The following is a 6,684-nucleotide window of genomic DNA, read 5'->3' on the forward strand; positions in this document are numbered from 1 at the left end:
GGAGTAAATTTGCAGTTGTCCGGGCAAGTCTTGAAACCGGTCACACCATACTGGCCGCAACTGCCCTTTTTGTCGGGGTTCTCACGGTTTACTCCATGTTAAAAATATGGAACCAGGTATTTTGGGAAGCGGCACCGAACGACGTAACACCCTCCTCGTCGGTGAGCTTTAGAGAAACAAATTTATATCTGGTGCCCATAGCCATTTTTGCCCTGATTACGATAATCATAGGGCTTTTTGCAGAACCCTTTTTTCAGTATGCCGACCGCGCCGCCGTTCAGCTTCTTGATCCGATTTTTTACATCAAGGCCGTACTGGGAGACAGATGATGATTTATTTTGTCCTCAACCTTTTATTTGCCGGTGCCTGGGTCCTGGTCAACAATGCCTACGGCATCATTGATTTTGTTATCGGTTTTTTGCTGGGCCTGGGCTGCCTGTGGCTGACACGCCCCTTTGGTCAGGACAACTCTTATTTCAGACGATTGAAGGCTTCAGTTGTTCTGGTGTTTTATTTTCATTACGAAATGACGATATCGGTTTTACGGGTTGCCTGGGAGGTACTGACGCCGACCCCTAAAAGTGTCCCGGACATTGTTCATATTCCCTTGGATGCAAAAACGGATGTTGAGATCACCCTGCTTGCCAATATGGTCTCGTTAACCCCCGGGACACTCAGTCTGGATATCACAGAGGAGAAATCCCATCTTATTGTGCACGCCATGTTTGCCCGGGATCACGATGCTGTCATTTCCGGGATTAAAAACGGACTGGAAAAAAAACTGCTGGAGGTGACACGTGGGTGATGTGATGACCATGGCTGTGACCATTACCTTCGCCGGATTGCTGGTCAGCTTTGTGCTGGCATTTATTCGTCTGATTATAGGCCCGACACACGCAGACCGGCTCATCGCCCTGGACTTGATCGGGTCCATTACCATCAGTTTCATTGCCGTGTTTACCATTACCAGCGGGCAAACCGCTTTTCTTGATATCGCAATCACACTGGCCCTGGTGATGTTTGTGGGCACCGTGGCTTTTGTGGCATTCATGAAATCCCGGCTGATTCAATCCAAAAAAAACAAGGAGGAGCCTCCATGGAAATTCTGATGGCCATCTGCCTTATCACCGGTACTTTTTTTACCCTTATGGCTGCCCTGGGTGTTCTCAGAATGCCGGACATCTACATGCGGACCCATGCGGCGACCAAGGCGGGCACCTTTGGTATCGGAATGATCGTGCTTGCAGTCGCCCTGTTTTTCACGGATACGGCTGTAACCTCCCGGGTTGTCGGTATTATGTTGTTTTTTATCATGACCACGCCGGCTGCAGCCCATCTACTTGGAAAAATCGTAATGAACTCCCCTTATCGGATGTGGCGTAACCCTTTTCAAAAAAACAGCCGGTAGAGCGACTTCACTGCAGTACCGGAAGGATGATTGCCGACCCTGCTTTCATAAATTCCAAAACCATCTTTCTCTCTTCAAATTCCGGCTAAATTAATGCGCCAACGTTGAATAATCTGTTGAATTTTTGCACATAGGATGTTAGAAGGCATAACCTGTAACAAATGTATAACTTATAACCTGTTGTTCCTAATACTAATTGTGAGGATCCGACCATGTTCAACGCCTTTGTAAAAAACTTTTTAGGAAATGCTCCCATATGGTACAAGCTTGCTATTATAGTGTTCCTAATTATCAACCCCATTCTCCTTATTACCGCCGGCCCTTTTATTACAGGCTGGGTACTCATTGGAGAATTCATTTTTACCCTGGCCATGGCACTGAAATGCTACCCGTTACCTTCGGGCGGTCTTCTGGCGATTGAAGCCATTATCATGGGTATGGCCAAACCCGAAACCGTTTACCACGAAGCACTGGCCAATTTTGAGGTTATCCTTCTTCTGATGTTTATGGTTGCAGGCATCTATTTCATGAAGGAATTTTTGCAGTTCACCTTCACTCGGATACTTGTGCGGGTGCAGTCTAAAGTTGTGATTGCGTTGCTTTTCTGTTTTGCCGGCGCTTTTCTGTCCGCTTTCCTTGATGCGTTGACCGTTACAGCGGTCATCATCGCGGTTGCATATGGTTTTTACAATGTCTACCACCGGTATGCCTCGGGAAAAGACAGCACCTGCGAACATGATCTCACCGACGATAACGCATGCCAAATGGCAAAACGGGATGACCTGGTTCAGTTTCGGGGTTTTTTGCGCAACTTGATGATGCATGGTGCTGTGGGTACCGCTCTGGGCGGTGTCTGTACCCTGGTTGGGGAACCCCAGAACCTGCTGATCGGCCACCAGATGGGCTGGCACTTTGTTGACTTCTTTCTCGAAGTTGCACCGGTCTCCATCCCCGTCCTCATTGTCGGGCTTGGGACCTGTTATGGACTGGAGAAAATGCACTGGTTCGGCTATGGCGTTGAAATGCCCGGCAACATCCGTTCCCACCTGCTGGAAACCGCAGTCAAAATGGAAGAAAAACAAGGAACCAAAGGCAAGGTCAGACTTGTTATACAGGCCATTGCGGGTATCTGGCTGATCCTTGCCCTTGCCTTCCATCTTGCCGCGGTAGGTCTGATCGGACTATCCGTCATCATCTTCCTGACCTCTCTGAACGGAATTACCGACGAACACCATTTTGGACAGGCATTTACGGAAGCCCTGCCGTTTACTGCGCTGCTGATTGTCTTTTTCTCCATTGTTGCGGTGATTCACGAACAACATCTTTTCGACCCCATCATGCATTTTGTTCTCGGTCTTCATGGCCATCTACAGCTTGGGGCATACTATATTGCAAACGGTTTATTATCATCGATTTCTGACAATGTTTTTGTTGCCACCGTATATATTACGGAAACAAAGATGCATTTTGTCAATGTGCTTGCACAGATCCCCGATATTGGTATGACCGGACAGGAACTGATGGACAAACTTACCAACCCGGAACTTGTCCGGGCTGACGTGCTGGCTGCCCTTCCGGCAGACGCTGCTGCCAAAGCACACGAAGTTATCCATCATTTTGACAACCTGGCCGTTGCAATCAATACCGGAACAAACATCCCGAGTGTGGCAACGCCAAATGGTCAGGCAGCTTTCCTGTTCTTACTGACTTCAGCCTTGGCACCCGTCATCAGACTCTCCTATGGCCGAATGGTTTGGCTTGCACTGCCGTACACCATCACCATGTCAATAACAGGCCTTATTTCCTGTTACCTGTTTTTGTAATACGTATACCTCATAGTATAGAAAGATAAAAAAAGGTGGGCCCAATGCAGTATCTGTGCATTGGGCCCACCTTTTTTACAGAATATGGTTAACATATAAAATGTTCTGCGGCAAAGCATTCGCATGCCTCCTGCCATCCACAAACCGGAAAACAATCGAGCGTCTGGCCCGATCCTCATGGTGTATAAATCAAAAAAGCTTTCAACGAAAACCGCTGAAAGCTTTTATAATAACGTGGTGCCCAGGAACAGAATTGAACTGCTGACACGGGGATTTTCAGTCCCCTGCTCTACCGACTGAGCTACCTGGGCACATCAAACAACGACAGATTTATATGTTCTTTAACCGTTCAAGTCAAGCAAAAAATCATACAAGCATTAAGAATATTGTTTTAAACACCCTCCCATATCACCCAGCAGATACTGGATTAAACCACAGGCACAGACGGCTGCTGTTTCTGCCCTTAAAATCCTGGGTCCAAGGGAGTAACTTATAAATCCCGATTCAACGGCACTTCTGACCTCTTCCTCTTCAAATCCGCCCTCCGGCCCGATCAGGACAACAGCTTTGTTGTTCTCTCCGGGAGCTGGTCCGCCAAAGGGCCGGTCCGATGCTTCCCAGAAAGCGAATCTGTGTGAACAGCTTTTTGAAAAGGACAGGACCTGTTCAAAATCCATGGGAGGCATAATTTCAACAAGGCAGGATCTTCTGCATTGCTTCAAAGACTCCCTGGCAATGGTCTGCCACCGCTCAATGTGTTTTTTTTCCTTATTTGGGCCTGACAATGGAATGGATCTTTTACAATAAAAAGGAATCCAGCGAGTGACTCCAAGCTGGGTAATCTGTTTAATGATCTCATCCATCTTGTTGTGTTTGAGCATGGCAGTACACAAAGTCAGATCGAGATTCGATTCCGTGAGGCTTTTTTTTTCACTTAAAATGGAAATTTCAACACATTCAGGAGAGATCTTATCTATACTACCTGTAAAATCAGTGCCATGGCCATTGGTCATGGAAATGGTGTCTTTGGGCTTAAGCCTGAGTACCTTGCATATATGTTTTGCGTCCTGACCATGGATGACGGCCTTATCTGTGCTTAACGCCTCTGTATTGATTAAAAACTTTTGCATATTTATCTCTTTATTCCACAAAAAAAAGATGATTAAATTTTTAAAAATTATAGTATGAAACAGGTAATTTTTACCATGAATTTATTATGTTATATTTCAAAAAAGCTGATTTTAGACACTTTTTTTCCAGATTACCCGGCAACGGGCGTGGGTTTAAAATACGGCAAATCTGTTCGTAACGCATGAATTATGATACATAAGGGGTCATGAAAACGATAAACAAAGAGAGCATTATTCTGGCCTCAGGTTCACCACGCAGAAAAGAGCTTATGACCCAGGCAGGCATAGATTTTAAAATTCATGTCGCTGATATTGACGAATCTAAAGTTGATCCGGGAATGCCACCCGAAAACTATGTTTGTCTATTGTCTAAAACCAAGGCCCAAGCCGTGGCCGGACATTATCCTGATGCCTGGACCATCGGGGCGGACACGATTGTGGCGGTTGGCAATACCATTTTAGGCAAACCCGCCGGGCACCGGCAGGCCGTAACCATGTTAACCCAGCTCAGCAACAGAGAACACAGTGTATTTACCGCTTTCACCATCACAAGACCAAACTCAGACGATCTGGTTACACGGGTTGTAAACACCCGGGTGAGGTTTAAAGCGTTGTCCAACGATGAAATCAACTGGTATGCAGACACAGGTGAACCTTATGACAAGGCCGGAGGCTATGGGATACAGGGAATTGGGGCCTTTCTGGTTAAGGAGATATCCGGGTCTTATACCAACGTTGTCGGCCTGCCCGTGTGTGAACTTATTGATGCACTGGCATCTTTGGGGGCAATCAGTTTTAAGGAAGCAAAATAACAATGCAGATTCAATCCAATATAAAAAAAATTCATGATGATATACGCGCTGCCGCCCAAAAAAGCGGACAGGATGCATCCCGGGTTACCCTGATTGCGGTAAGCAAAAGAAAACCGCCTGAAATGATCCAGGAGGCCATTGATGCCGGTCACAGGGATTTTGGAGAAAATTATATCCAGGAAGCAATGGAAAAGATTGATCTTCTTGGCAGAAAATCAGCGACGTGGCATTTTATCGGGCATCTTCAATCCAACAAAGCCAAATTCGCGGTAAAGTATTTTGACCTGATTCATACCGTGGATACGGTAAAGCTTGCCCAAGAGATCAACCGCCAGGCCCAAAAAATCGGAAAAATTCAGAAAATTCTGCTCCAGGTAAATATTTCCCGGGAAGCGACCAAATCCGGTGCACAAGAAAGCGAAGTTGTAGATATTGCCAAACAGACCTGCCGGTTTGACAACCTGCATGTTTCAGGACTTATGTGCATGCCACCTTTTTTCGATGACCCTGAAGATGCAAGAATTTATTTCAAAAGGCTTAAACAGATCAGTAAAGAGATAGAACGGCTCAACCTTCCCAATACGGCCATGACCCATTTATCCATGGGCATGAGCAATGATTTTACCGTGGCCGTTGAAGAAGGGGCGACTTTAGTGCGCGTGGGCACAGCCATTTTCGGAGCAAGGCAGTGAGAATTCTTCTGCATACCTGCTGCGGCCCCTGCACCATCTATCCCCTTGAAACCTTAAGAAGCATGGACATGGAGGTTATGGGGTATTTTTACCGGCATAATATTCATCCATTTACCGAATGTATGAAGCGTGAGGAAACACTGCGTGATTATGCGGATCAGATGAATCTGAAAATGGTCTGGCAAAAGGGTTATGAGCTTGAAGAATTTTTGCGTGCCGTCACCTTCAGGGAAACAAACCGGTGCAGGTACTGCTACCACGCACGTCTGAAAGCCAGTGCCCTGGTTGCCAAAAAAGGAAAATTTGACGGGTTTTCCACCACCCTGCTCTATTCAAAATTCCAGAATCATGCCCTGATCACGGAAATCGGTCAGGGCCTAGCAAAACAATACGGCCTTAAATTCATTTATGATGATTTTCGCCAAGGCTGGAAACAGGGGATAGAGAGGTCAAAGGCCTTGGGTATGTACCGCCAACAGTATTGTGGCTGCATTTACAGCGAAAAAGACCGATACTATCAACAAAAAAATGTTGAGAAACCAGATCAGCCATAACTGTTATTGAGATATCATTCGTCTTTCGGGAGTTTGAATTGTTTTTTATCCAGCCCGTGCCGGGTCAGCAGGCGGTTTAGCTGCCGGGTAGTAATCCCTGCTTTCTTTGCCGTCTCGCGTATTCGGCCGTTCGTTTCTTCCAGCAGACTGGTCAGGTAGGAGATTTCACAGGCATTGACCGCATGCCGGCGTACCTGGGCCAGGGTCTGGCCAGTGCCGGGTGCTGGCATATCCCGAGCAGCCGCCAGCTGGGTTTCAATGGGTA

The 6,684-nt window shown here is 46.6% G+C and carries 8 protein-coding genes, 1 tRNA gene and 2 pseudogenes; 8 read left to right on the plus strand and 3 right to left on the minus strand.

Going from position 1 to position 6,684, the window contains the following annotated elements:
- The 5 genes and pseudogenes from AB7U36_RS15510 to nhaB form a co-directional block, all read left to right on the plus strand.
- Positions 1-329, plus strand: a pseudogene (locus AB7U36_RS15510) (Na+/H+ antiporter subunit D); the annotation flags it as partial.
- Positions 326-805: a Na+/H+ antiporter subunit E gene (locus tag AB7U36_RS15515; protein ID WP_216593997.1), complete on the plus strand. Its 480-nt coding sequence runs from the start codon at positions 326-328 to the stop codon at positions 803-805. The pseudogene AB7U36_RS15510 and the gene AB7U36_RS15515, both read left to right, overlap by 4 nt.
- Positions 798-1,109 (plus strand): monovalent cation/H+ antiporter complex subunit F, encoded by a 312-nt coding sequence (locus AB7U36_RS15520; protein ID WP_428160623.1) that lies wholly within the window; start codon positions 798-800, stop codon positions 1,107-1,109. The genes AB7U36_RS15515 and AB7U36_RS15520 overlap by 8 nt, the downstream gene beginning before the upstream one ends.
- Positions 1,097-1,408, plus strand: a complete 312-nt coding sequence (gene mnhG, locus AB7U36_RS15525) for a monovalent cation/H(+) antiporter subunit G (RefSeq protein ID WP_289021700.1) — start codon at positions 1,097-1,099, stop codon at positions 1,406-1,408. The genes AB7U36_RS15520 and mnhG overlap by 13 nt, the downstream gene beginning before the upstream one ends.
- A gap of 212 nt (positions 1,409-1,620) precedes the next feature.
- The gene (nhaB, locus tag AB7U36_RS15530) at positions 1,621-3,231 is read left to right on the plus strand and encodes a sodium/proton antiporter NhaB (RefSeq protein ID WP_428160624.1); all 1,611 of its coding nucleotides are present in this window, start codon (positions 1,621-1,623) and stop codon (positions 3,229-3,231) included.
- Between the two features lie 235 nt (positions 3,232-3,466).
- Here nhaB and AB7U36_RS15535 read toward each other — a convergent pair.
- Both AB7U36_RS15535 and AB7U36_RS15540 read right to left on the minus strand, forming a co-directional pair.
- Positions 3,467-3,542 (minus strand) — tRNA-Phe (locus AB7U36_RS15535).
- Positions 3,543-3,608: 66 nt separating this feature from the next.
- A complete protein-coding gene (locus AB7U36_RS15540; protein WP_428160625.1) occupies positions 3,609-4,361 on the minus strand; it encodes an RsmE family RNA methyltransferase in 753 nt (250 codons plus the stop codon).
- 206 nt (positions 4,362-4,567) lie between these two features.
- Here AB7U36_RS15540 and AB7U36_RS15545 point away from each other — a divergent pair, with 206 nt between their 5' ends.
- From AB7U36_RS15545 to AB7U36_RS15555, 3 genes are read left to right on the plus strand one after another with little or no spacing between them, the layout of a single operon-like run.
- Positions 4,568-5,173: a Maf family protein gene (locus tag AB7U36_RS15545; RefSeq protein WP_428160626.1), complete on the plus strand. Its 606-nt coding sequence runs from the start codon at positions 4,568-4,570 to the stop codon at positions 5,171-5,173.
- Positions 5,174-5,175: 2 nt separating this feature from the next.
- Entirely contained in the window at positions 5,176-5,865 is a 690-nt protein-coding gene (locus tag AB7U36_RS15550) for a YggS family pyridoxal phosphate-dependent enzyme (RefSeq protein ID WP_004073428.1), read from the plus strand.
- A complete protein-coding gene (locus tag AB7U36_RS15555; protein WP_004073427.1) occupies positions 5,862-6,419 on the plus strand; it encodes an epoxyqueuosine reductase QueH in 558 nt (185 codons plus the stop codon). Before AB7U36_RS15550 ends, AB7U36_RS15555 begins: the two co-directional genes overlap by 4 nt.
- A gap of 14 nt (positions 6,420-6,433) precedes the next feature.
- Here the strand turns inward: AB7U36_RS15555 and AB7U36_RS15560 are convergent.
- A pseudogene (locus tag AB7U36_RS15560) lies at positions 6,434-6,684 on the minus strand (sigma-54-dependent Fis family transcriptional regulator); the annotation flags it as partial.

This window comes from Desulfobacter sp. (assembly GCF_050177295.1).